Genomic DNA, 21387 nt, shown 5'->3' with positions numbered 1-21387 from the left:
ATGCAGATCGCCACCAGCCTCTTCTACGATCGTGCCGCGAGCACGATGGCGTCGCTCACCGGCAAGGCGGATGCGCTCCAGACCCAGATCTCGACGACCAAGCGGTTTTCCGCACCGTCGCAGGACAGCGTCGCGTATCAGCGACTGGCCGGGCTCGCGCGAGATACCGCGAACGACAAGGCCTATGCCGCCAATCTCGGCACGGCAGCATCGGTGCTGAAGCAGGCCGATACCAGCCTGACCGCGATCACGGACCAGTTGCAGAGCGCGGCGGTGCTCACGACGCAGGCGCTGAACGGCACGCTCAGCCCGGCGAACCGCAAGGCTATTGGCGCCCAGCTCGCTGGCATCGTCGCGACGCTCGCCAGTCTCGCCAATGCCAAGGACTCACGCGGCCAGGCACTGTTCGGCGGCGGCGACGGCACGCCTGCGGTCGCGGTCGATGGCAGCTACGCGCTCGCCGCCAAACCGGTATCGGGCATCCCGATCGGCGATGGCCAGAGCGTCCAGGCGAACGAAACCGCAGCACGCATCTTCACGGTCGGCGGCAAGGCGGGCGCTGATGGGAGCATCGATGGCGGTATCAACACCCTGGAAATGCTCTCCGCCATCGCGACCGCGTTGCAATCGGACGATTTTACGCCGGGCGCGCTTGATACGTCGCTGAAAGACATCGGCGCGGCATCGGATCAGGTGTCGATGGTCCAGTCATCGCTCGGCGCTCGGGCCGCACGGGTCGATCTGGAGGCGTCGCGGTTGAAGGATACAAGCCTGGACCGCGAAGAAACCCGGTCGTCGATCGAGGACACCGATATCCCGACGGCCGTCGTCGAGCTGCAGAAGACGATGACGATCCTGTCGGCAACGCAAGCCAGCTTTTCGAAGCTCTCGGCGCTGTCGCTGTTCGATTATCTGCGCTGAGTCATTTTAATCGCGCGCAGGGGCGTCTTGGTAACCGGTTGGCTACCAAATCCGGTTAATTCTTTGGCTACGTAAGTGCCGCTGTCGGCCCTGGGGGAATTTCGAACACCATGTTTCCGGTCATCGGCATCATCGTCCTGCTCGTCATGGTGTTCGGCGGATTCGCCTTCACCGGCGGCGCGCTTGGCCCCGTCCTGGAGGCTATCCCGCACGAGATGCTGATCATCGGCGGGGCCGCCGCCGGCGCGCTGATCATCGGCAATTCGGGCAAGGAACTGAAAGGCCTCGGCGCCGGCTTGGGGAAGGTCTTCAAGGGCCCGAAATACAAGAAGCAGGATTATCTCGACGTCATCTTCCTCGTCAGCAAGCTGATGAAGATGCTGCGGATGGACGGTCCGATCGCGCTCGAGCCGCATGTCGAGGATCCGCAGTCCTCCGCCGTGTTCGCCGAATATCCCAAGCTTCTCAAGGACAAGGCGCTCATCAACCTGATCGCCGATACGCTGCGCCTGGTCGTGGTGTCGTCGGGCACGCTCGACGTGCATGCGGTCGAGGAGGTGATGGATCACTCGATCAAGACGCATCACCATGAGGAGGAGGCCGCGCACGGTACGCTCGCCAGTCTCGCCGATGCGCTGCCGGCGCTTGGCATCGTCGCCGCCGTGCTCGGCGTGGTGAAGACGATGGGCTCGATCGACAAGCCGCCCTCGATCCTAGGGGCGATGATCGGGTCGGCGCTGGTCGGCACGTTCATGGGCGTGCTGCTGGCGTACGGCATCGTCGCGCCGCTCGCGAACCGGTTGAAGCAGGTGCTTGATGCCGATGCGTCGATCTACGACGTGGTGAAGCAGATCATCATCGCCTCGCTGCACGGCCACCCGCAGCCGCTGGTGATCGAGGCCGCCCGCTCGGGCATCGCGCACAAGAACCAGCCGGGCTTCGCCGAAGTCTTCGACGGGCTCCGTGGTAAGTAAGATGGGGGGGAAGTAAGTCAGTGGCCGCCCGCGCGCCTCACGGTACCAACCAGCCCCCCAAGGTCATCGTCAAGAAGATCTATATCGAGGGACATGGCGGCCATCACGGCGGCGCGTGGAAAGTCGCGTACGCCGATTTCGTGACCGCGATGATGGCGTTCTTCCTGCTGTTGTGGATCGTCGGCGCGACCAACGAGAAACAGCGCAAGGGCATCGCCGATTACTTCGCGCCGACCATCCTCAATACGCGGTCGCTCGGCATTGGCGGCGGCGGGTTGTTTGGCGGCGAATCGATCCTCGACAAGTCTCGTCTTGGGCCCAAACCGGGCCAGACCAGCATGGCCCAACTCGCGATCCCCGACGCTGGGCTTGGCGGACCATCGGCGGGTACCGGGGACAAGGGCTCTCTGAAGAGCCGCGACGCGCTGACCAAGGAAGACCGCAAGAACTTCGAGGCGCTGCGCAAGCGCGTGCTCGGCGAAATCTCCAACAATGCCAAGCTGTCGCGTCTGGCGAGCCATGTCCGCTTCGTACCGACGCAGGACGGCATGCGGATCGATCTGGTCGACGATGCGGATTATTCGATGTTCGCGCTAGGCACCACCGCGCTCGATCCCGAGGCGTCGGCGCTGATCGGCATGATCGCGGGCTCGGTGCAAGGCTTGCAGAACCCGATCATGATCCGCGGCCACACCGACAGCGTGCCGTATGGGGATCCGCGGGCGATGAACAACTGGATGCTGTCGTCAGGCCGCGCCGAAGCCACGCGGCGGCGCCTGCTTGCGGGCGGAACGCCGGAAATCAGGTTCGAACGCATCGAAGGGGTTGCCGATCGCGAACCGCTGATCGTCAAGGACGCCGCGGATCCGCGCAATCGACGCGTGGCGATCACCTTGCTCTATCGTCGCGGGGCATTCGGAAAATAGCGCACACCGGCGGCTCTTCCTTCGCGACACAAAAAAAAGGACCGGCGCCACGAGGCGCCGGTCCTTTTTTTATCGGTAAACGGCGACCGCTTACTCGGCGGAGGCCGTGTCCGTCTTGCGCTTGCGCGGCGCGGGCGCAGCAGCTTCGGTCTTGAGCGGACCGGGCTTGCGGCCGAGACCGATCTTCTTCGCCATCGCGCGACGGCTTTCCGAGTAGTTCTCGGCAACCATTGGATAGTCGGGCTTCAGGCCGTAACGTTCCCGGTACTCGGCGGGCGTCATGCCGTGCGTCGCGAGATGACGACGCAAGGTCTTGTACGACTTGCCGTCGATCATCGAGATGATGTGATCTTTCGACGCCAGCGACTTGCGTGCCGTTACGGCAGGCGTGTATTCGGTCGGCGCTTCGACCGGTGCAGCTTCGGTCGAACTGCCCAGCAACGCAGCGACCGTCTCATGCATCTTGCCCAAGAAGGCGGGAACATCGTCGGCCGAACTGCGCGTGTTCGGGTTGCCAAGCCAGGCAATCGTCAGCTCGGTCGCAAGTTCTACGGCGTTCAGGTCGGTGGTATCTTCGGCCATGTTGCACTCCATTGTCTGCGGACGCCGTAACGACGTGCGACATCGGGTTCAACCACGCAACGGTGAATTCGCTGTAATAAATTGTAAAAATCGACATTGGAAGGCGCAATTGACGCAAATGCGTTCATTTTGATTGCTTTACATCAAGCATCCTCCACCCGTGGGCGGATCGCGGCATGCGCGTTTTGTCGCGATACTCGCGCGAAGTAACGGGATGGTCCGGCACTATGAACGGCGATCGCGCTATCGTTAGTGATAGTTCCCGGTTTCTGCGGTCGAAAACAACGGAACCCGTCCATGCGTTACGGCTAAAGTGGCTGACATCCACTTCGAGCCGTTGACTGATGTGCATGTGCAAGAAGATTAAGCGAACCGCGCCAAAAGATAAATCTTCGCCGCGAATCCATCATGGTGTCCCGCTGCAAAGGTAAGCCGGCCGGCCGCCGGATCATGCCATGGATTAAATTTGAGTTCGAGGCCGTCGGGACCTAGCGCGGATGGCACCTTACCCGTCCGCAGCCACCGCGAAAACGCGTTCCGCTCGCTACTGCCCGATGCCTGGACCATGCCATCCTCCGCTCCTGATTGCCGGGGTACGCGATAACCGCCCCGATTGAGTTGGCATTCTGCGCGAAATGATTGAACGCCGCGGACGGCCCGTTCAAGCGCGCCGCAATGTAATGGCCGCCATCATCGCTCGCTCGACGTTCCGCTCCCCCCGCCTGCCGTTGCGACGTCCGAGAACGAACGGATGCATCGGTAACTGACGTGACCGTCCGAGGGAAGGCATCGGTCGCCTAATGTTCTTTGGACATATCTAGCTAGCTGAGCGAGGACCTTCTTGTCCTAGACGTGCTTGTCAGACTTTGGATCAGCTCCCGATCGCCCTACACAGGCTCGCATCGCGATCACGGCTTCACGGATTGCCTAGCGGAACGGCGAGCACGACCTCAGCCCTCGTGCGCGATCGTCACGTGCAGGTTGGCCAGCGTTTCGTCGAACGGGATCTGGCACGACAGCCGGGATGTCGGGGTGCGGGTATCCAGGCCGTCGAGAAGGGCGTCCTCTTCGTCCGTGATCGGCGGCAGCAACGCGGCCTGCGCCGGATCGACGACGACATGACACGTGGCGCAGGACAGGCAGCCGCCGCACAAGGCGAGCAGCTCGTCGACCCCGCCGTCGCGGATGACTTCCATCACCGAGAATCCGGGGGTGGCGGACAGCGTCCGCGTGGTGCCGTCGCGTGTCGTTACGATGAGACTGGTCATGGCGAGCGTGGTGGTGGCGGGAGTGGTGGTGGCGAGAGTGGTCATGGCATGTCCTGGAGCAAGCGTACGAAGCCGACCGGCGAACCGCCGGCGGGGCAGGGGGATGATCGATCAATGCGGGCAGTGCCGACGCGCGGTTGCCGGATCACGTCGATCCGGCAACCGCACGCGACGCTTCAAGATTGATCAGTAATGGAAGCGGAACTCGACGCCGACGCGGCGAGGCGTCAGCACGCCGCGCGAATAATAGCGTTCGACCACGTCGCTGCGGACCTGGTTGTAGGACGATATGTCGTTGCTGATCGCCGTCACCGCATATTTATCGAAGATGTTGTCGGCGAACAGCCCGACCTCGAACGGCTTGGTGACGTAGGTCAGCGAGGCGCTGTGCGTCACATAGCCGGGGATCGCCTCGCCATTGCCGCGCAGGCCTACGCGCGAATAGATCTCGCCGCGGTAGATCGTCGCCCAATTCGCTTCGATCTTCCTGCCATCGCCGAGCGGATAGCTGTAAAGGAGCTGCGCGCTGCCCGAGTTCTTGGCCGAACCCGGCAACCGGTCGCCGGAAAAGGCATCGTCGCGAATGCCCTGACTTGCCACCAGCCCGGCGACACCCTGCGTCAGATGTGCATCGACATAGGAATAGGTGCCCGTCAGCGCGAGGTTCGGGGTGATCTTGACCGTGCCCTGGAAATCGAACCCTTGCGACACCGCCTCGGCACCGTTGACGGTGATCCCGATTGCACCGTTGAGCGTCTGGCTCGGCACCTGCACGCCGGACCATTTGACGTGATAGCCGTCGAGGGTCAGCAACAGCCGCTTGTCGAACAGGCTGGCGCGGACGCCCAGTTCCGCGTTGCGCGTGCGATCGGGACCGTAGCCCACCTCGTTGGGCAACGCGCACAGCACCTGTCCACCCGCTGCGGCCCTGGCCAAGTCCTCGGGTGTGCAGGCGATCACCTGGTTGACGCCGCCGACGCGGTAGCCCGTCGAATAGGTGGCATAGGCGAGTAAATTGTCGCTGAACTTGTACGAGGTGTTAGCCTTCCAGACGATGCCGTCCTTGCCGGTCGAGCCCGGCTTGAACCGGTTCGCGTTGATCGTCGTGGAGGGAAACGCGCCGATGCCCACGCCGATCAGCGGCAGCGCCGATCCGCCGACGATCGTCGCGTCGTACTTGAAGTAGCGGATGCCGCCGGTCACCTGCCACGCGTCGGTCAGGTGGAGCGTGGCCTCGCCGTAGATCGCCTTTTCGACGTTCTTGCTGTTGAGCTTCGAGACATATTCCAGGTCGTCGGGCCGCCCGGCGCCGGCAAAGTCCGAGAAACCCGGCGTATATTCGTGCCGGTCGCTCGCATATTTCAAGCGGTTGTAGAATCCGCCGATCACCCAGTTGAGCGGGCCGCCATGCGTGGAGACGAGACGCACTTCCTGGTTGAGCTGCTTATACTTGCGTTCATTGTTGGCGTAGGACGAGAATGCGGGAAACGCCTCGTAGCCATAGTCCAGATCGAGCAGAAGATCGGTGTTGTCGTCGATGCTGCTGATATGCTGTTTGGTGTAGGCGGTTGTGCTGACGAGGTCGGCGATGCCGCCGAGGCCGATGTTGAATTCGGCCGAAAACAGGTCTGCGCTGCGATCGACGGGCTCCAGGTACCGGAACGGTGCCTCGTAGTTGCCCGTGCCCAGCACGCCGGCACCATTTGCCTGGCGCCCGCCCGTCTTGGTCGTCTGGTGCGCGTAGGTGAGGTACGCTTTGATATTGGGGTTGTATTCGAGCAGCAACTGGTTGCGCGTGGTGAAGGTGTGCTCGTAGTTCACGTCCTCCTTGCGCTTGAAGTTCGCGGCATAGTCGGCGGTGGTGCCGAGCGAGCCGGTCGAGGTGGCCGTCGCGCGGCCCGGTTGCGGGTTGGAGACGCCCGGCTGCTGCAGTAGGTAATTGTAATCCATGAAGCCGGCATTGTCGTAATAGCCGGTCGACGTGCGGAACGCGATGTGATCCCTGACGATCGGCAGGTTGATCGCGACGTCGCCGACACCACCGAACTCGTCCGAATGCGACTGCGCATAACCGCGGCCATGTACGTCGATCGAGAAGCGGTCGGTTTCTGGGCGATTGGGAATGTAGCGTACTGCGCCAGCGAGCGTGCCGAGCCCGTACAGCGTGCCCTGCGGCCCTTGCAGGACCTCGACCCGGTTGACGTCGATCAGCTTGAAATCGAGATAGAGCGGGACTTCGCCGAGGTATACGCCGACCGAATTGCCGGAGTTGGCGCCGAGCACGCTGGTATCGCCCGACGCTATACCGCGCAGGATGATGCCGCCGGTCGATGCCGGCCCGGTATCCGCCACGGTGACGCCGGGGACGAAGGAGGCAAGCGAACGAACATCGTCGAGCCTCTGCGACTGGATCGTTTCGGCGGACACCGCACTGATATTGATCGGCGCGTCCTGCAACGTGGTTCGCCGGCGGCTTCCGGTCACGATGATTTCGTTGGAGTCGGAACCGTCGGCTATTTCCGAGGCAGATGGTGGGGGGGCGTTTTGCGGGTCCTGCGCCATCGCGGGTGCTGCGGTCGCGCTAACCAGCGCCGTCGCGCACAATAAACCTGCGCGCGAAAATCGTCCTGCCATCTAAGCCCCCTTGGTACGTAAAACGCTATCGCCTCTCCATGTTCTTCCTGACGACGTCGGCGCCTCGTCCGGGGCCAATCGCTTATGGGCAGAGTGTGGATATAATCGGCGGACCAACATGGGGCGTTTGACGTAAGCCGGTCGCCGGTCGCGGGTCGGGACCGATGCGGAGCGACGGCCTACGTCAAACGGCCAATGTCCCCATCGTGCGCGGAGCGGTAGCCCGAAGCCATGGTCCGTTATCCCATGCCTCGTGCGATGTGCGTGTCGCTCACCCTGCTTTGCGCCCTTGTCACGGTCGCGCCGGCGCAGGCGGGGCAGCAAATGCGGGCGCGACTGGTATATTGCGGGGCGGACAGCTGTCTGCGGCTATCGGGATACCGGGCGCGGGCGACGATGGTCGTCAGGATCGGGGGGCGCGATCTCGCTGTCGAGGGCGACCGGGCCTGGCAGGCGACGATCCCGCTGGATGTCGCGCGCGCGTGGCCGATCGCCCGGAATTACGCGCTCCGCGTGGTACTCGTAGATCCCGACGCAGGGACGGAGCGGGTCGAGACGGTCATGCTGCCGCCCGGGTCGCTCGGCTCACGCACCGAAATCGCCTCGCTGATCATCAGCGCTCGCTGAGGCCCCCGCGATCGGCCCCGCGCTCGTGATCGTCCGCTTGTGATCGTGTCGGGCCGATCTTACCTTATCGTCACCTGATCGCCGGAGAGCGATAGGCCCGCGAACGCAGGAGATGATGATGAAGATTGGCCTGGCGGCATGTGCCGCAATTCTGATGGCGACGCCTGCCATCGCCGCACCCGGCGGAAATCCGTTCTCGGCCGACAGCGCCGTACTCAACCTCAGCGGGATCGATCTCGCCAGCGTCGAGGGACAGCAGCGACTGGCGATCCGGATGGACAACGTCGCGAACGCCGTCTGCGGCGAGGGCTTGAGTTCGATCCATCTTGCGCTGGGCGCACAGGCGCGCGGATGCCGGGCGGATGTCATGGCCGACATGCGCAGCCGCATCGCCGTGGCCACGGCGGCACGCGATACCTTGCCCGGTACGCAGCTGGCGTCCCGCTGATCGTCCGACCGGGGCGCAGCCGGTTCGGCCTGCGCCCCGGTTGCCGCTCCGTTAAATGGCGTATGGGCGGGCCGATCCCGGCGCCTACGGTTCGCGGATGAACCAAGCAATTCGCCTGCATGGCAGACGCACCGCAGCCCTGCGATCGGTCGTGCTCGTCGCCGCCGCCGTGATATCCGTAAGCGCCGTGATATCCGTAAGCGCGGCACCGAGCAGGATCGGGCCGCATTTCGCCCATTGGATCGATGGCACCACGCCCACCGAACCCCCGACGCAGGTACAGCGGATCGACGCCGATACGTTCGTCATCCGCCAATCGGTGAAGACCAATTTCGAGGCGCCCTTCCTCTATCTGCTGTTCGGAACCGATCGCGCACTGTTGATCGACAGCGGTGCAGGCGGGCTGAAGATTCGCCCGACGGTGGACCGATTGATCGGCGACTGGCGTGCGCGTAACGGCGGTCGGCCGGTCCGGCTGATCGTCGCGCACTCGCACTCGCACGGCGATCATCATAGCGGCGACGAGGAGTTTCGCGACTGGCCGGGTACCGAACTGGTCGGGCTCCAGCCCAAGCAGGTCGCGGACTTTCTCGGCATTCGCGACTGGCCGAACGAGATCGGCCGGTACGACCTCGGGCATCGTGTGCTCGAGGTCGTACCGACTCCGGGACACGAGCCCGCGCATATCATGATCTACGATGCGCGAACGCGGCTGATGTTCTCGGGCGACATGCTGTATCCCGGCAGGCTCTATGTGCCACGCGATCGGTTCGACGTGTTTCGTGCGAGCACGGTTCGGCTGGCGGACTTTGCCAGGACCCGTCCGGTTCGCGCGCTGCTCGGCGCGCATATCGAGATGACGACGACGCCCGGGCAGGATTACCCGATGGAAGCCTCCACCCATCCGTCCGAGCACGGTCTTGCGCTTCCGCCGTCGGCAATCGGCGAACTCGAAAAGGCCGTCGCCGGAGCTACGTCGCCACCGGCGATCGATCGCCATCCCGACTTCATCGTCTATCCAGTCGCCCCCAAGCCCGCCTGAACGCCGGAACACGCTTCGCCGCAAGCGATCGTATGCGCGCTTACTTCCCGATCGTCTTGGGTTTGCGCCACCACGACATCGTGTGTGCGTCATGCGCCGTCGTCCACACACCGGCGCGCGTATAGCGGAGCGCGCCGCTACCGGCAGGCGCGCCCATGCGCGCGGTGATGGCGAGTGAGGTAGGATCGATCACCACGAAGGTCTGGCCGGCGGTGGTGCGCAACCACACCTTGCCGCCGCCCGTGTCTATGTCACCGTATTTCAGCGTCTCGTCCACCTTGACCCGGCCCGATACCGCGGCGGTTGCCGGATCGATCCGTGCGACGGTGCCGTCGCCCTGTTCCTGCACCCATATCGATCCCTCGCCCGCCGCCAGGAAGCCGGGCTCGCGGCCAAGCGGGGTCGTCGCGACGACGCTGTTGGTGGCGGGGTCGATCTTCTGCAGGCTCTGCCGCGTGCCGCTGACCGCCCAGAGCGACCCCATGCCGAAGGTCAGGTAATAGCTGTCGGGATTGGTCTGGATCGACGCGGTGACGGCGTCGGTGGCAGGATCTACGCGCGCGATCGTGCCCTTGGCGTCGCTTGCCACCCAGATCGATCCGGCGCCGGCGACGACGTTGAGTTCGCCTTTCGGATTGGCGATCCCGGTCGCGATGACGGCGGTGATCTTCGCGGTCTTGAGGTCGATCCGGGTGAGCGTGAAGTCCTTGCAGTCCGCGACCCATAGCGACTTGAACGCGATCGTCATCGCGCCGCACGGATGGGCCATCGGCACTTCCGCGCGCTTGCCCTTGCGCGACCAGCGTTCGACGCGGCCACTGTTGGTGGCCCATACCGTCTTGCCGTCGACCGCGAGGAAGTCCGCGAAGCCGGGCACGGGGATGACCTGCTCGCGCGGTTCGGCGGCGAATGCAGGCGTTGCGGCTGTGACGATGCCGAACACCGCGGCGGCCCATGTCGTTGCCACTGTCTTTTTCAATCCGTGTCGCCCCCAAATGTTCGTTCAATAGTGCCGATCAGGCAGTCGCTTCTGCGTCGGAATCGGGCTGCCGCGCCTTGATCCGATCGATCAGCGGGCGCGCCGGAAACAGGAACTGTTCCGGGATCGTCAGTCGCCGGCGCTCGTCCTGGCCCACCAACTCGGCTTCGCCGCTGCGGTACGTGCCGAAGATGCGATCGAGCAGGATCAGCGAATTGCCGTAATTGCAGCGCGTGTCTTCATAGCCCACCGAATGGTGGAGGCTGTGATTCTGGATCGTGGTGAAGACGAACGCGTACCATCGCGGCGGATCGAACCGCGTATTGGCATGCGCGAAGGTCGAGACCACCGCGAGGATGTTGAGCGCACAGAAGATCGCGGCCTGGGGAAGGTCGAGCAACGCGACGACGCTGAGGCTGATCAGGAACAGTTCGATCGGATTGCCGACGGCACCCTTCATCGCGTTGAGCTGGGTCAGGTGATGATGCGGCGCATGCGTCGACCAGAAGAACGACTGGTTGTGCATCAGGCGGTGCAGCCAATATTGCCCGAACTCGATCAGGACGACGACCAAAGCGACCTGCAGCACGAACGGCAGGGTCATCGCCCACGGCGTCACGATGCCGAGCGCGTGCTTGGCGGCCATCATCGGCGCGTCGGCGAAGGTCTTCGTCGCCCAGGCGATCACGGTGTAGCTGAGCACCACGTAGAAGACATCCGTGAAGAACTCCCGCCTGGTCAGGCGCCAGCTCGAATGCCGCTCTTTGACCCATTCCAGCGCCTGGATCAGTGCCGTCGTCGTCAGGGTCGCGACCACGATCGACCAGGGGTTCCCGGTCCAGTCCGCCGGGCCGAACGCCCAGAACAGCAGGATCGCCGCGACCATCACCGGCTGCACGTAACTCAGAAGCACTCTCTGCATCATAGGCCCCTGGTTGGGTCGGCGGTGAATGCGACCGCCCTGCGCCGTGACGATAGGACGGGACGCCGGCCGTGGCAGGTGTGCGAATGACGTACTGCGTGAGCTAGTCGACCACGATTCCGTGGCGCTCCAGGAAATCGCGTGCAGGCGCCAGCGCGTCGGCGTGGCGGCGCCAGCGTTCGATCGAGTCCCGGTACAGCGGCCGGCGGACCTGCGCGGCGCTCGGCGTCGAGACGGGCGCCGTGTTGGTATGGAAATCGAGACAGGCATCGGACCAGTCCAGCCCGCAATGGTCGAGCAGGCGGGCGGTCTCCTCCCGCTGATTGTCGACGAGCGTCTCATACTGAAGTTCCAGCAAGCGGCCGGGCAGCACCTTGCGCCACAGCGCCATCATGCGGTCGAAACGTTGGTAATAGGCGGCGATGTCGAGCAGGTCGTAGCTATAGTCGTAATAGCGCGAGCCGATCGCGAACAGGTTGCGGAAGTTGGCGAGGATCGTGTCCATCGGGTTGCGGCGAAGGCAGACGATCGTCGCCTCGGGCAGCGCGCGGGCGATGACGCCGACATAGAGGAAATTGCCGGGGAATTTGTCGATGACACGCGGCTTCGTACCGGAGGCGTGGGAGGCGGCGCGCGCGACATAGTCCCGGCCGATCGCGCCGAGGTCTGCGCTGGCGGCAGCGCGGATCGTCTCGGGATCGAGCACGGTTCGGCTGCGCGTTCCGGCGGCGGCTTTTACGGCTAGCGGCATGGCTTGGAGTTCGCCGGCGCTCTCGACGTCGGGGTGCGACGACAGGATGCGGTCGACCAGCGTGGTGCCCGTGCGCGGCATGCCGACGATGAAGATCGGCGATGCGGGCGACGGATCGGCGACCCGGGCCTTCGCGATCGTTGGCCAGCATGCCTCGACCGCATCGAAATTGGCGGCATCGTCGGCGAAGCGATAGGGCAGCGTGGCGCGGTGCTCGGCATTGGTTTCGGCGAGGACGGCGAACGCGGCGTGGGGATCGGCGAGGTCGTCGATCTCCTTGGCGAGCGCATAGCCCAGCAACAGGCGATCGTGCGGTGACCGCGTCGCCCTGCGGACCGCCGAGAGTCGGTCGACATGGTTGCGGTCCGGTGTCTGGCGGCGCAAACCGGCCAGCAGATGATGCGCGCGGGCATCGGCCGGGGCCAGCGTGAGCAGCGCCTCCAATGCCTGCTCGGCTTCGTCCTGTCGCCCGAGAAAGCTCAGCGCCGCGGCCTGGTTGTAGCGGAACGCGGTGTTCGCGGGCGCGAGCCGCACGGCTTCGGCGAAATGGGGAAGCGAGGCGGCATGATCGCCCAGCCGCGCATAGACGCAGCCCATCGTGTCGCGCCCGAGCGCGTCGGTCGGGGGCGACCGCTCGGCGGCGGCCAGCGCCGATGCGGCGTCCGCATCCCGCCGGACGAGCGTGTAGAGGCGTGCGCGTTGGGCCTGATATTCGCCGCACCCGTCGAGCGTGACGGCCGTCTCGATCAGCTCGATCGCGATGCGTATCCTGCCGAGCGCGGCCGCGCTGATCCCGGCGAGGAAGTGCGCTTCGGCTGCGTCTGGCGCTTCCGTGCGCCAGCGGGTCGCAGCGGCCAGCGCGCCTCCGTTGTCGCCACGCGCGAGTGCCGCTCGGATAGCTGTGGCGCGGGTGGCCGTGCTGGCGGTTCGATCCATGCGCCCTCGCCCTAGCGCGTCAGCGTGGTGACGGCGATCGCCGTCGCCGACGCACGGTTCTCCACGCCCATCTTCTCGAAGATCTGTTCGAGATGCTTGTTCACGGTGCGCGGGCTGATCTCGAGGATCTCGCTGACCTCGCGGTTCTGCTTGCCGCGGCTGATCCAGAGCAGGACTTCCGCCTCGCGCGAGGTGAGCCCGTGCTGGGCGGCGAGCATCGCCTGCTCCTCGCCCTCGTGGCGCTCGGTCAGGCGGAACACCCACTGGTCCGCAGCGGTGTTGCGCAGCAGGCCCGCTTCCAGCGTACGATCGCCGGCGTCGACCGTGATGAAGGCGCCCGGCATCGGCGGGCGCGCCTGCAACACGCGGAGCGCTGCGAGAAAAGGCTCGGGCAGCCCGCCGGACGCGCAGGACCAGCCGGGAAACAGCCGTTCGAGCATCGCGCTCGCGGCCGGGGTCAGCCATTGCGCCTCACCGGTTCCATCGACCGCCAAGGCTGGCCGGCCGCTCATGTCGAGCGCGAGCTGGCTGCCATGCGCGACGCGCGCCGTGGCGAGGTGAACCCGGATGCGCGCCAGAAGCTCCTCGATCACGATCGGCTTGCTGACGAAGTCGATCCCGCCGACGTTGAGCCCGCGGACGACATGCTCGGTCTCGGTCAGCCCGGTCATGAAGATGATCGGCAGATGCTGGAACGCCGGAATGGCCTTGATCCGCAGGGTCGTCTCGAACCCGTCGAGATTGGGCATCACCGCGTCCATCAGGATCAGGTCGGGCGTGATGCTCTTCAACAGCGCGAGCGCGGCGAGCCCGTCGATGGCGATCAGGACGGTCATCCCGGCGCTCTCGATCGTCGTGGTCAGGAACCGCAACGCCTCGGGTGTATCGTCGACGACCAGGATGACCGGCCGTGCCGCTTCTGCGGGTTCAACGCGCATCGTCGAGCGTCTTCTGGAACGAGGCGAGATCGAGGTCGATCAGCTGGCGCCTGAGCACGGCGATCAGGGGAGCGGCGGTCGGTATCGTCTGCGCGAACATATCGAGCGCGTTTTCCAGCCCGCGGAGGTGGCCGATCCTCGCGAGGTCCCGCAGGCGATCGAGGAAGGGCAAGGCTGCCGCCGGCAAGGGCACCAATGCCGCGGGTGTCTCGGCTAGGTCGGGCATTGCTGCCTCGTCCCAGCGCAAATCGAGCTGCGTGCCGATCAGCGAGATCAGCGCGTCGAGTTCGACCGGCTTCGTCACGAATGCATCGTGGTGGCTGCGGCTCTCGCCGCCGATGTGGAGTTCATGGACGTCGGCAGACACCATCACGATCCGCAGCGCCGCACCGTGCGTGGCGCGGAGCCGCGCCGCGACATCCCATCCGCTCATCCCCGGCATCTGGATGTCGAGCAACACGATATCGGCGGGCGTACGCTCGGCCAGCAGGAGCCCTTCCGCCCCATTGGCCGCAGTATGCACCACGAAACCCAGCGCGGCGAGCAGCGCCTGGAGGATGGCACGTTGCGCAGGATCGTCGTCGATCACGAGCACAGTCCGCGGCGGCCCCGCATAGCCCGTGATCCTCGCACCCTGCACGGGCGCGCGCGATGCGACCATCGGGGCGGGCAGCATGACGCGGAAGCGGAAACTGCTCCCGACTCCCGGCGTGCTCTCCACCGCAATGTCGCCGCCCAGTACGCTGGCAAGCACACGTGTGATGGCCAACCCTAGTCCAATGCCCGGCTGACTTTGCGCCTCTGCCGAGTTGCCGCGCTCGAACGGTTCGAACACGCGGTCGAGGTCGCCCGCAGCAATGCCGATGCCGGTATCGCGAACCTCGATATCGGCGACCTGACTGCGATAGCGGACCTTGACGGCGACGCTTCCCGACTGGGTGTATTTGATCGCGTTGGAGACGAGGTTGATGAGGATCTGGCGCAGGCGCTTTTCATCCGCCTTTACCTGCGCGGGCAGCCGGTCGTCGACGTCGAGCGTCAGCGCCAGGCCCTTCGCCGCGGCCTGCATCCGGAACATGTCGACGATGTGGTCGAGCAGCGCGCGGATGTCGATGAGGTCGGACCGGATCGTCAGGACGCCGCTCTCGATCCGCGAGATTTCGAGCAGCCCTTCGACGAGATTGGTGACGTGCTCGGCCGAGCGACGGATGATCGTCCCGACTTCTGCGCCCGACAGCGTGTCGTCGCGTTCCAGCAGCTGGGCGTAGCCGTAGATGACGTTGAGGGGCGAACGAATCTCATGGCTGACCGCGACGAGGTAGCGGGTCTTCGCCTCGTTGGCGGCCTCGGCCGAAACCTTGGCGCGCTGAAGCTCGGCCAGGGTCGCCGCATGGGATTCGTTCGCAGCGGTCATGACCCGCTTGGACGTGAGAGCGTGTCGATATAGGCGCGCCAGCCACCCAGCGCGGTGATGTTCTCGGCGCCGACGATCGCGCGCGGCTCGGCGACGAAGCCCTTGACGACCGATCCGTCGGCGAGCGTCACTGAGCCGATCGCAAGGGGCGCGGGGACCTCGACGACGAAGCTGCCGAACGCGGCGACGTCGAGTTCGTAAACTTCCACCGCGATCGCGGCACCGTCCTCTTCGCTGACATGGATCAGCGCCGGTTTCGGTGGTGTGGAATTGGCCATCGCGTACAGCCGATAGGTGGGCGCGGTGGTGGTGGCACTGACCAGCCGCGCCTCGCGCGATGTCAGTTGCCAGTGTAGCGGCATGCCTTCGAGATGGGCGCCGACGACGGCGAGTTTCACGGTTTCCATAGTATCCTCGATGTTGAGTGGCGGGGGTGGGGGAAGTGCTGCGGCGGCAAGATACGCCTCGCCGGCGTCGAGCAGGCCCTGGTCGGTCCAGGCGGGCGCGATCAGCGTGATGCCGAAGCCGGTCCCGTTGTCGCGCCAGCCGGCGGGCACAGCGAGCGCGGCCATGTCGAGCAGGTTGACGAAGTTGGTGTAGAGACCGAGGTTGCTGTTGAGCGCGATCGGTGTCGCGCGCATCTCGGCGATCCGGTAGATCGTCGGCGTGGTCGGCAGCGCGAGCAGGTCGATATCCTGCCACATCGCGTCCGCGATCCGCTGCAACGCGGCGAGCCGATACTGGCCTTCGAACACGTCTACGCCGCTGACGGAACGTCCGGCTTCCATGATCGCGCGCACGGTCGGATCGATTGCCTCGGGGTGCGTATCGAGCAGCGGCAGGGCGGCCGCGGTGCGTTCCGCCACCCACGGGCCGCCGTAGAGCAGCATCGCCGCCTCGCGGAGCGGCGCCATGTCCACCTCGACCAGTTCGGCGCCGTTCGCGGCGAGCGTCGCGAGCGCCTGTTCGTACAGTCGGGCGGCGGTGGCATCGCCTAGGAAGATACGCTGGTCGGGCGCCGGTACGCCGATCCGGCGGGTGGCGACGGGGCGGTCCTCGCGCGGACGGGAATAGGCATCGGCGCGGTCGAAGCCGGCGACTTCCGCGTCGATCGCGCGCGCGTCGGCGATGGTGTGCGCCAGCACGGTGATGCAGTCGATCGTGCGGCATGCGGGCACCAGCCCGGTTGTGCTCCAGCGGCCCTTGGTCGGTTTCATGCCGACCAGGCCGTTGAAGGCGGCGGGGACGCGACCCGATCCCGCGGTGTCGGTGCCGAGGGCAAACGCCACCAACCCTGCCGCGACCGCGACCGCCGACCCAGAGCTCGATCCGCCGCTGACATAGGCACGATTGAACACGCAGGCGGGCGCGCCGTAGGGGCTGCGGGTGCCGTTGAGCCCGGTCGCGAACTGGTCGAGGTTGGTCTTGCCGATCGGGATCGCACCGGCTGCGATCAGGCGTTCGACCACCTCCGCCGAGACGGACGGCGTATAGGCGAAGTCCGGGCATGCGGCGGTGGTCGGCACGCCGGCAAGATCGATATTGTCCTTGATCGCGAACGGCACGCCGGCGAGTGGTAGCACTTCACCCGCGGCGATCAGGGCGTCGACGCGCTGCGCGTACGCCATCACCTCGGCGTCGGCGATACGGGTGATCCACACCGCGGGCTGGATCGCCGCATAAGCGTCGATCCGTGCGAGCGCGGCTTGGGCGACGGTCACCGCATCGGTGCGCCCTGATGCGACGGCGGCGGCGATTGCGCCGACTTCGAACGGCCCGTCCATCATGCCACCTCCACTGCGAGCATTGCGCCGCCGGGCGAGAGCGGTTGTCGTTCCTGGACGTAGATGCGGCGTATCGTACCCGTGACCGGGCTGATCACGGGCGATTCCATCTTCATCGCCTCGATGATGCCGATCGGGTCGCCTTCCGTCACTTCGGCCCCCACGGCGACCAGCAGCTTCCACAAGCTGCCGCCGAACGGTGCCTCCACCAGTTCGCAGCCCTCGGGCAGGTCGATCTCGACGGTGGCGCCGCCGGCATCGGCTTCCTCGGTCAGCGCCGCGACACGGTCGAACTCGCCGTTGCGCTCCCAGTCGGCACGCTCCTCGTCGAACGCCGCCTGGCGCTGTGTTTGGAAAGCGGTGATCGACGGGGCGTTGTCGGCAAGGAAGGCACGGTATTCGGAGAGGCGGAACACCTCTTCCTCGATCCGGATGGCGCGCCGGCCGAGCGGGAAGTCGCGACGCCACTCGGTGAGTTCCTCGTGGCTGACCGGGAAGAAACGGATGCGGTCGAAAAAGCGCAGCAGCCACGGCTTGCCGTCACGGAACGCGTCGGTCTGGCGCCAGGCGTTCCACACCTGGATCGTACGCCCGAACAGTTGGTATCCGCCGGGCCCTTCCATGCCGTAGATGCACATGTACGCGCCGCCGATGCCGACGACGTTGGGCGGCGTCCAGGTGCGTGCGGGATTGTATTTGGTGGTAACGAGGCGGTGCCGCGGATCGATCGGGGTCGCAACCGGCGCACCAAGATAGACGTCGCCGAGGCCCATCACCAGATACTCGGCGTCGAACACGATCCGCTGCACGTCGTCGATGCTGTCGAGCCCGTTCACGCGGCGGATGAACTCGATGTTGTCCGGACACCACGGCGCGTCGTCGCGCACCGACTCCATATATTTGTCGATCGTCTGGTAGATCGCCGGGTCTTTCCACGACAGCGGCAGGTAGACGACGCGGGACGGGATCTCGAAATCGTCCAGCCCGCCAAGCCGTTCTTCAGCCGCGGCAAGCGCATCGAGCAGCGCAGCCTGGGATAGTTGTCGGCTGTCGTAATGGATCTGCAGCGAGCGGATACCCGGGGTCACGTCGATGATGCCGGCGAACGCGGCCTTCTCGACTTCGAGCATCAGCGCGTGAACGCGTAGCCGCAGCTCGAGATCGAGCATGATCGGGCCGTATTCGACCAGCAGGTTGCGATCGCCCTGCTGGCGATAGGTCACGGCGGGACGAACGCCTTGCGCCTCGATCGCGCGCAGGATGGGCGAGCCGAGCGCGTGATCGGGCTTCGCTGGTTCGACCGACGGACCCGAAAGCGTGGCGACCAGGTGGTCCTGTGCCTGCTCGGCCGCTACCGCCGTCGCATTGTCGATCGGTACGAAGCGAACGCTGTCGCCCGGTGCGAGCTGTCCGACCTTCCACAAGTCCGCCTGTGCGACCACGAACGGACACACGAAACCGCCGAGTGAGGGACCGTCGGGGCCGAGGATGATCGGCATGTCGCCGGTGAAGTCGACCGCGCCGATCGCATAGGCATTATCGTGGATGTTCGACGGGTGGAGCCCTGCCTCGCCGCCATCTTTCCGCGCCCAATGCGGCTTTGGGCCCAGCAGGCGGATGCCGGTGCGGTTGGAGTTATAGTGCACCTTCCACGCGGTGCTTTGCAGCATTGCGATGTCGTCGGACGTAAAGAAATCGGGGGCTCCGTGCGGGCCGTAGAGGACGGCGAGCGTCCATTCGCGGGTGATCGCCGGTCGGTCGGCGATCGCGAGCGTTGCTGCTGGCGCGCTGGGCAGTTCGGTTCGGGCCAGATGCAGCGTGTCGCCGGTCATTACCGCGCGCCCGGCATGGCCGCCGAACTCGCCGAGCGTGAAGGCGCTGCGGCTGCCGAGGAACAATGGCACATCGAGCCCGCCAGCGATCGCGATATAGCCGCGCATGCCGCCACCGGTGACCCGCCCGATCTTGAGGATCTGGCCTGCCGTAATGTCGATCGGCTCGTAGCAGGGCACCGGCGCGCCATTAACGGCCGCACCGAAGTCGGCACCGGTCAGGCAGATCCGGGTGGCGACGTTGAACAGCAGCGTCGGCCCGGCAGCGGTGATCTCGAGTCCTGCCGTGTCTTCCGCGTTGCCGAGCAGTCGGTTGCCGAGGCGAAACGCGAGTGCGTCCATCGGGCCCGATGGCGGCACGCCGACGTCCCAGAGGCCGAGCCGGCCGGGGTAATCCTGGACCGTGGTGGAGGCGCCGCCCGCCAGCACGCGGATCGACCGCGGGGTGTAGGCGATGTCCGCAAGGGCACGCGTGGAAACCTTGCCGCTGGTGAACGCTGTCGACCGTACGACGGTGCGGAGCCAGTCGAGGTTGGTCTCGATCCCGGCGATCATGGTCTGGTCGAGCGCGTCCTGCATCGCCCGTACCGCGGCGTCGCGTGTGGGTGCGGTGACGATCAGCTTGGCGAGCATCGGATCGTACCAGCTCGATACCTCCGTCCCGGCAGCGATCCAGCTGTCGACCCGTGGCCCATCCGGAAACGAAACGCCGACAAGGCGGCCCGAACTGGGCCGGTAATCCTGTGCGGGATCCTCGGCGTAGAGGCGGACCTGGATCGATGCGCCAACGGGCTTCGCCTCAAAACCGTCGAGGAAGGCGAAGTCGCCGGCCGCGCCGCGCACCATCCATTCGACTAGGTCGACGCCGGTGACCTGTTCGGTGACGCCGTGTTCGACCTGAAGGCGCGTGTTGACCTCAAGGAAGAAGAAGTCTTCGCGCTCAGCGTCGTAGAGAAATTCGACCGTCCCTGCCGAGCGGTAATTGGCAGCGGCGGTAAGCCGGATCGCGGCTTCGATCAGCGCCTGGCGCGTGGCGGTGGGGAGCAGCGGAGCAGGAGTTTCCTCGACGACCTTCTGGTTGCGGCGCTGCAGCGAGCAGTCGCGTTCGCCGAGCGCAACGACATGGCCTGCGCCATCGCCGAACACCTGCACCTCGATATGCCGTGCGCTCGCGACATAGCGTTCGAGAAACACGCCGCCGTCACCGAAATTGCCTGCGCCCAACCGGGCGACGGTCGCGAATCCCTCCCGGATATCGGCTTCGTCGGCACAGACCTTCATGCCGATGCCGCCGCCGCCCGCGGTTGCCTTGAGGATGACGGGATAGCCGATCCCGGCCGCCGCCTCGATCGCCGCGGTTTCGTCGGGGAGCAGGTCGGTGCCGGGCGCGAGCGGCACGCCCTGCGAAGCGGCAAGATCGCGCGCGGTGTGCTTCAGCCCGAAGGCGCGGATATTGTCAGGCGTCGGGCCGATGAATGCGATGCCGCGCGCGGCGCACGCTTCGGCAAAAGCAGTGTTTTCCGACAGGAACCCATAGCCTGGGTGGATCGCCTGCGCGCCAGTCGCCTCGGCGGCGGCAAGGATCGCCTCGACGTTGAGATAGCTTTCCGCGGCGGGCGCAGGGCCGATACGAACCGCCTCGTCGGCTTGGGCGACGTGCGCAGACCCGGCATCCGCGTCGCTGAACACCGCGACCGAACCGATGCCCATGGTCTTCAACGTACGGATGATGCGGCAGGCGATCGCGCCGCGATTGGCGATCAGGACCTTTTTGAACATCACGCCGAAACCTGCATGCGCACGGGCGTTGGGTTGAAGCCGTTGCAAGGATTGTTGACCTGCGGACAGTTGGACACGACGACGATGACGTCCATCTCGGCGTGCAGGTCGACGGTGAGCCCGGGCGCGGAGATGCCGTCGACGATGCCCAGCGTGCCGTCCGCCTCGACCGGCACGTTCATGAAGAAGTTGATGTTCGAGACCATGTCGCGCTTGCCGCGGCCGGCGCGGATATTGGCATCGAGGAAATTGTCGACGCAGCTATGCTGGGCCTTCGTATGGTGGCCGTAACGCAGCGTGTTGGACTCGCACGAGCAGGCTCCACCGATGGTGTCGTGATAGGCAACGCTGGTGCCCGTGATCGTCATCATTGGCCTGCCTTCGTTGGACAGCAGCACCGCGCCCTCGCGCAGGAACAGGTTGCGCTGCGCCGCGATCGTGTCCTGCGCGCTGTACCGCTCGGCGTCGTCGTCGGCGGCATACATCAGGAAATCGACCGCCTGGTTGCCTTCGAGATCGACGATGCGCAGCGTTTCACCAGCGGCGATGCGGTGCATCCAGGGTGCGCGGGCAGGCACGATCTCGTCGTGGCGGATGGTACCGGGGAGGGGAGCAATGGTCATGTCGGTC

17 protein-coding genes are annotated in these 21387 nt (G+C 65.5%); 6 read left to right on the top strand and 11 right to left on the bottom strand.

Annotated elements, in window-relative coordinates; all coding sequences use genetic code 11:
* From AC1MLZ_RS10950 to AC1MLZ_RS10940, 3 genes are all read left to right on the top strand, one after another.
* On the top strand, window positions 1-921 hold the full coding sequence (locus AC1MLZ_RS10950; RefSeq protein WP_480958483.1) for a flagellin: 921 nt from the start codon (window positions 1-3) through the stop codon (window positions 919-921).
* A gap of 110 nt (window positions 922-1031) precedes the next feature.
* Window positions 1032-1895, top strand: coding sequence for a flagellar motor stator protein MotA (motA, locus tag AC1MLZ_RS10945; protein ID WP_480958482.1), 864 nt, complete (start codon window positions 1032-1034; stop codon window positions 1893-1895).
* 20 nt (window positions 1896-1915) lie between these two features.
* Window positions 1916-2821, top strand: a complete 906-nt coding sequence (locus AC1MLZ_RS10940) for a flagellar motor protein MotB (RefSeq protein ID WP_480958481.1) — start codon at window positions 1916-1918, stop codon at window positions 2819-2821.
* A 90-nt stretch (window positions 2822-2911) separates the two neighbouring features.
* Here AC1MLZ_RS10940 and AC1MLZ_RS10935 read toward each other — a convergent pair whose 3' ends face one another.
* From AC1MLZ_RS10935 to AC1MLZ_RS10925, 3 genes are all read right to left on the bottom strand, one after another.
* The gene (locus AC1MLZ_RS10935; RefSeq protein ID WP_480958480.1) at window positions 2912-3403 is read right to left on the bottom strand and encodes a Ros/MucR family transcriptional regulator; all 492 of its coding nucleotides are present in this window, start codon (window positions 3401-3403) and stop codon (window positions 2912-2914) included.
* A 950-nt stretch (window positions 3404-4353) separates the two neighbouring features.
* The gene (locus AC1MLZ_RS10930; RefSeq protein WP_480961526.1) at window positions 4354-4671 is read right to left on the bottom strand and encodes a 2Fe-2S iron-sulfur cluster-binding protein; all 318 of its coding nucleotides are present in this window, start codon (window positions 4669-4671) and stop codon (window positions 4354-4356) included.
* A gap of 186 nt (window positions 4672-4857) precedes the next feature.
* Window positions 4858-7155, bottom strand: a complete 2298-nt coding sequence (locus AC1MLZ_RS10925; RefSeq protein ID WP_480958479.1) for a TonB-dependent receptor — start codon at window positions 7153-7155, stop codon at window positions 4858-4860.
* A gap of 381 nt (window positions 7156-7536) precedes the next feature.
* On the opposite strand from AC1MLZ_RS10925, the gene AC1MLZ_RS10920 reads away from it, so the two are divergent.
* From AC1MLZ_RS10920 to AC1MLZ_RS10910, 3 genes are all read left to right on the top strand, one after another.
* Complete coding sequence (locus tag AC1MLZ_RS10920) at window positions 7537-7932, top strand: hypothetical protein (protein ID WP_480958478.1); 396 nt, start codon at window positions 7537-7539, stop codon at window positions 7930-7932.
* 118 nt (window positions 7933-8050) lie between these two features.
* A complete protein-coding gene (locus AC1MLZ_RS10915; protein WP_480958477.1) occupies window positions 8051-8380 on the top strand; it encodes a UrcA family protein in 330 nt (109 codons plus the stop codon).
* Between the two features lie 55 nt (window positions 8381-8435).
* Entirely contained in the window at window positions 8436-9422 is a 987-nt protein-coding gene (locus AC1MLZ_RS10910; protein WP_480958476.1) for an MBL fold metallo-hydrolase, read from the top strand.
* 40 nt (window positions 9423-9462) lie between these two features.
* On the opposite strand, the gene AC1MLZ_RS10905 is transcribed toward AC1MLZ_RS10910, so the two are convergent.
* From AC1MLZ_RS10905 to AC1MLZ_RS10870, 8 genes are all read right to left on the bottom strand, one after another.
* A complete protein-coding gene (locus AC1MLZ_RS10905) occupies window positions 9463-10389 on the bottom strand; it encodes a Vgb family protein (RefSeq protein ID WP_480958475.1) in 927 nt (308 codons plus the stop codon).
* 49 nt (window positions 10390-10438) lie between these two features.
* On the bottom strand, window positions 10439-11323 hold the full coding sequence (locus AC1MLZ_RS10900; protein WP_480958474.1) for a sterol desaturase family protein: 885 nt from the start codon (window positions 11321-11323) through the stop codon (window positions 10439-10441).
* A 103-nt stretch (window positions 11324-11426) separates the two neighbouring features.
* A complete protein-coding gene (locus AC1MLZ_RS10895) occupies window positions 11427-13010 on the bottom strand; it encodes a sulfotransferase family protein (RefSeq protein ID WP_480958473.1) in 1584 nt (527 codons plus the stop codon).
* Between the two features lie 11 nt (window positions 13011-13021).
* Window positions 13022-13948 carry a response regulator gene (locus tag AC1MLZ_RS10890; RefSeq protein ID WP_480958472.1) on the bottom strand — a complete coding sequence of 309 codons (927 nt, stop codon included), beginning with the start codon at window positions 13946-13948 and terminating at the stop codon, window positions 13022-13024.
* Window positions 13938-15362 carry a hybrid sensor histidine kinase/response regulator gene (locus tag AC1MLZ_RS10885; RefSeq protein WP_480958471.1) on the bottom strand — a complete coding sequence of 475 codons (1425 nt, stop codon included), beginning with the start codon at window positions 15360-15362 and terminating at the stop codon, window positions 13938-13940. Before AC1MLZ_RS10885 ends, AC1MLZ_RS10890 begins: the two co-directional genes overlap by 11 nt.
* Window positions 15359-17149 (bottom strand): allophanate hydrolase, encoded by a 1791-nt coding sequence (gene atzF / locus AC1MLZ_RS10880; RefSeq protein WP_480958470.1) that lies wholly within the window; start codon window positions 17147-17149, stop codon window positions 15359-15361. Before atzF ends, AC1MLZ_RS10885 begins: the two co-directional genes overlap by 4 nt.
* On the bottom strand, window positions 17146-20757 hold the full coding sequence (gene uca / locus AC1MLZ_RS10875) for an urea carboxylase (protein WP_480958469.1): 3612 nt from the start codon (window positions 20755-20757) through the stop codon (window positions 17146-17148). The genes atzF and uca overlap by 4 nt, the downstream gene beginning before the upstream one ends.
* Window positions 20757-21380 carry an urea amidolyase associated protein UAAP2 gene (locus AC1MLZ_RS10870; protein WP_480958468.1) on the bottom strand — a complete coding sequence of 208 codons (624 nt, stop codon included), beginning with the start codon at window positions 21378-21380 and terminating at the stop codon, window positions 20757-20759. Before AC1MLZ_RS10870 ends, uca begins: the two co-directional genes overlap by 1 nt.
* Between the last annotated feature and the right edge of the window lie 7 nt (window positions 21381-21387).

The organism is Sphingomonas sp. PEI4 (assembly GCF_056679955.1).
The sequence above is the reverse complement of the archived record's forward strand: the minus strand, read 5'-3'. Positions and strand labels throughout refer to the sequence as shown.

Bases quoted from the DNA above. Each gene is read 5' to 3' on its own strand.
- AC1MLZ_RS10950 (WP_480958483.1), top strand. From the start codon at position 1: ATGCAGATCGCCACCAGCCTCTTCTACGATCGTGCCGCGAGCACGATG.
- motA (WP_480958482.1), top strand. From the start codon at position 1,032: ATGTTTCCGGTCATCGGCATCATCGTCCTGCTCGTCATGGTGTTCGGC.
- AC1MLZ_RS10935 (WP_480958480.1), bottom strand. From the start codon at position 3,403: ATGGCCGAAGATACCACCGACCTGAACGCCGTAGAACTTGCGACCGAG.
- AC1MLZ_RS10930 (WP_480961526.1), bottom strand. From the start codon at position 4,671: ATGACCAGTCTCATCGTAACGACACGCGACGGCACCACGCGGACGCTG.
- AC1MLZ_RS10920 (WP_480958478.1), top strand. From the start codon at position 7,537: ATGGTCCGTTATCCCATGCCTCGTGCGATGTGCGTGTCGCTCACCCTG.
- AC1MLZ_RS10915 (WP_480958477.1), top strand. From the start codon at position 8,051: ATGAAGATTGGCCTGGCGGCATGTGCCGCAATTCTGATGGCGACGCCT.
- AC1MLZ_RS10910 (WP_480958476.1), top strand. From the start codon at position 8,436: ATGGCGTATGGGCGGGCCGATCCCGGCGCCTACGGTTCGCGGATGAAC.
- AC1MLZ_RS10900 (WP_480958474.1), bottom strand. From the start codon at position 11,323: ATGCAGAGAGTGCTTCTGAGTTACGTGCAGCCGGTGATGGTCGCGGCG.
- AC1MLZ_RS10895 (WP_480958473.1), bottom strand. From the start codon at position 13,010: ATGGATCGAACCGCCAGCACGGCCACCCGCGCCACAGCTATCCGAGCG.
- AC1MLZ_RS10890 (WP_480958472.1), bottom strand. From the start codon at position 13,948: ATGCGCGTTGAACCCGCAGAAGCGGCACGGCCGGTCATCCTGGTCGTC.
- AC1MLZ_RS10885 (WP_480958471.1), bottom strand. From the start codon at position 15,362: ATGACCGCTGCGAACGAATCCCATGCGGCGACCCTGGCCGAGCTTCAG.
- atzF (WP_480958470.1), bottom strand. From the start codon at position 17,149: ATGATGGACGGGCCGTTCGAAGTCGGCGCAATCGCCGCCGCCGTCGCA.
- uca (WP_480958469.1), bottom strand. From the start codon at position 20,757: ATGTTCAAAAAGGTCCTGATCGCCAATCGCGGCGCGATCGCCTGCCGC.
- AC1MLZ_RS10870 (WP_480958468.1), bottom strand. From the start codon at position 21,380: ATGACCATTGCTCCCCTCCCCGGTACCATCCGCCACGACGAGATCGTG.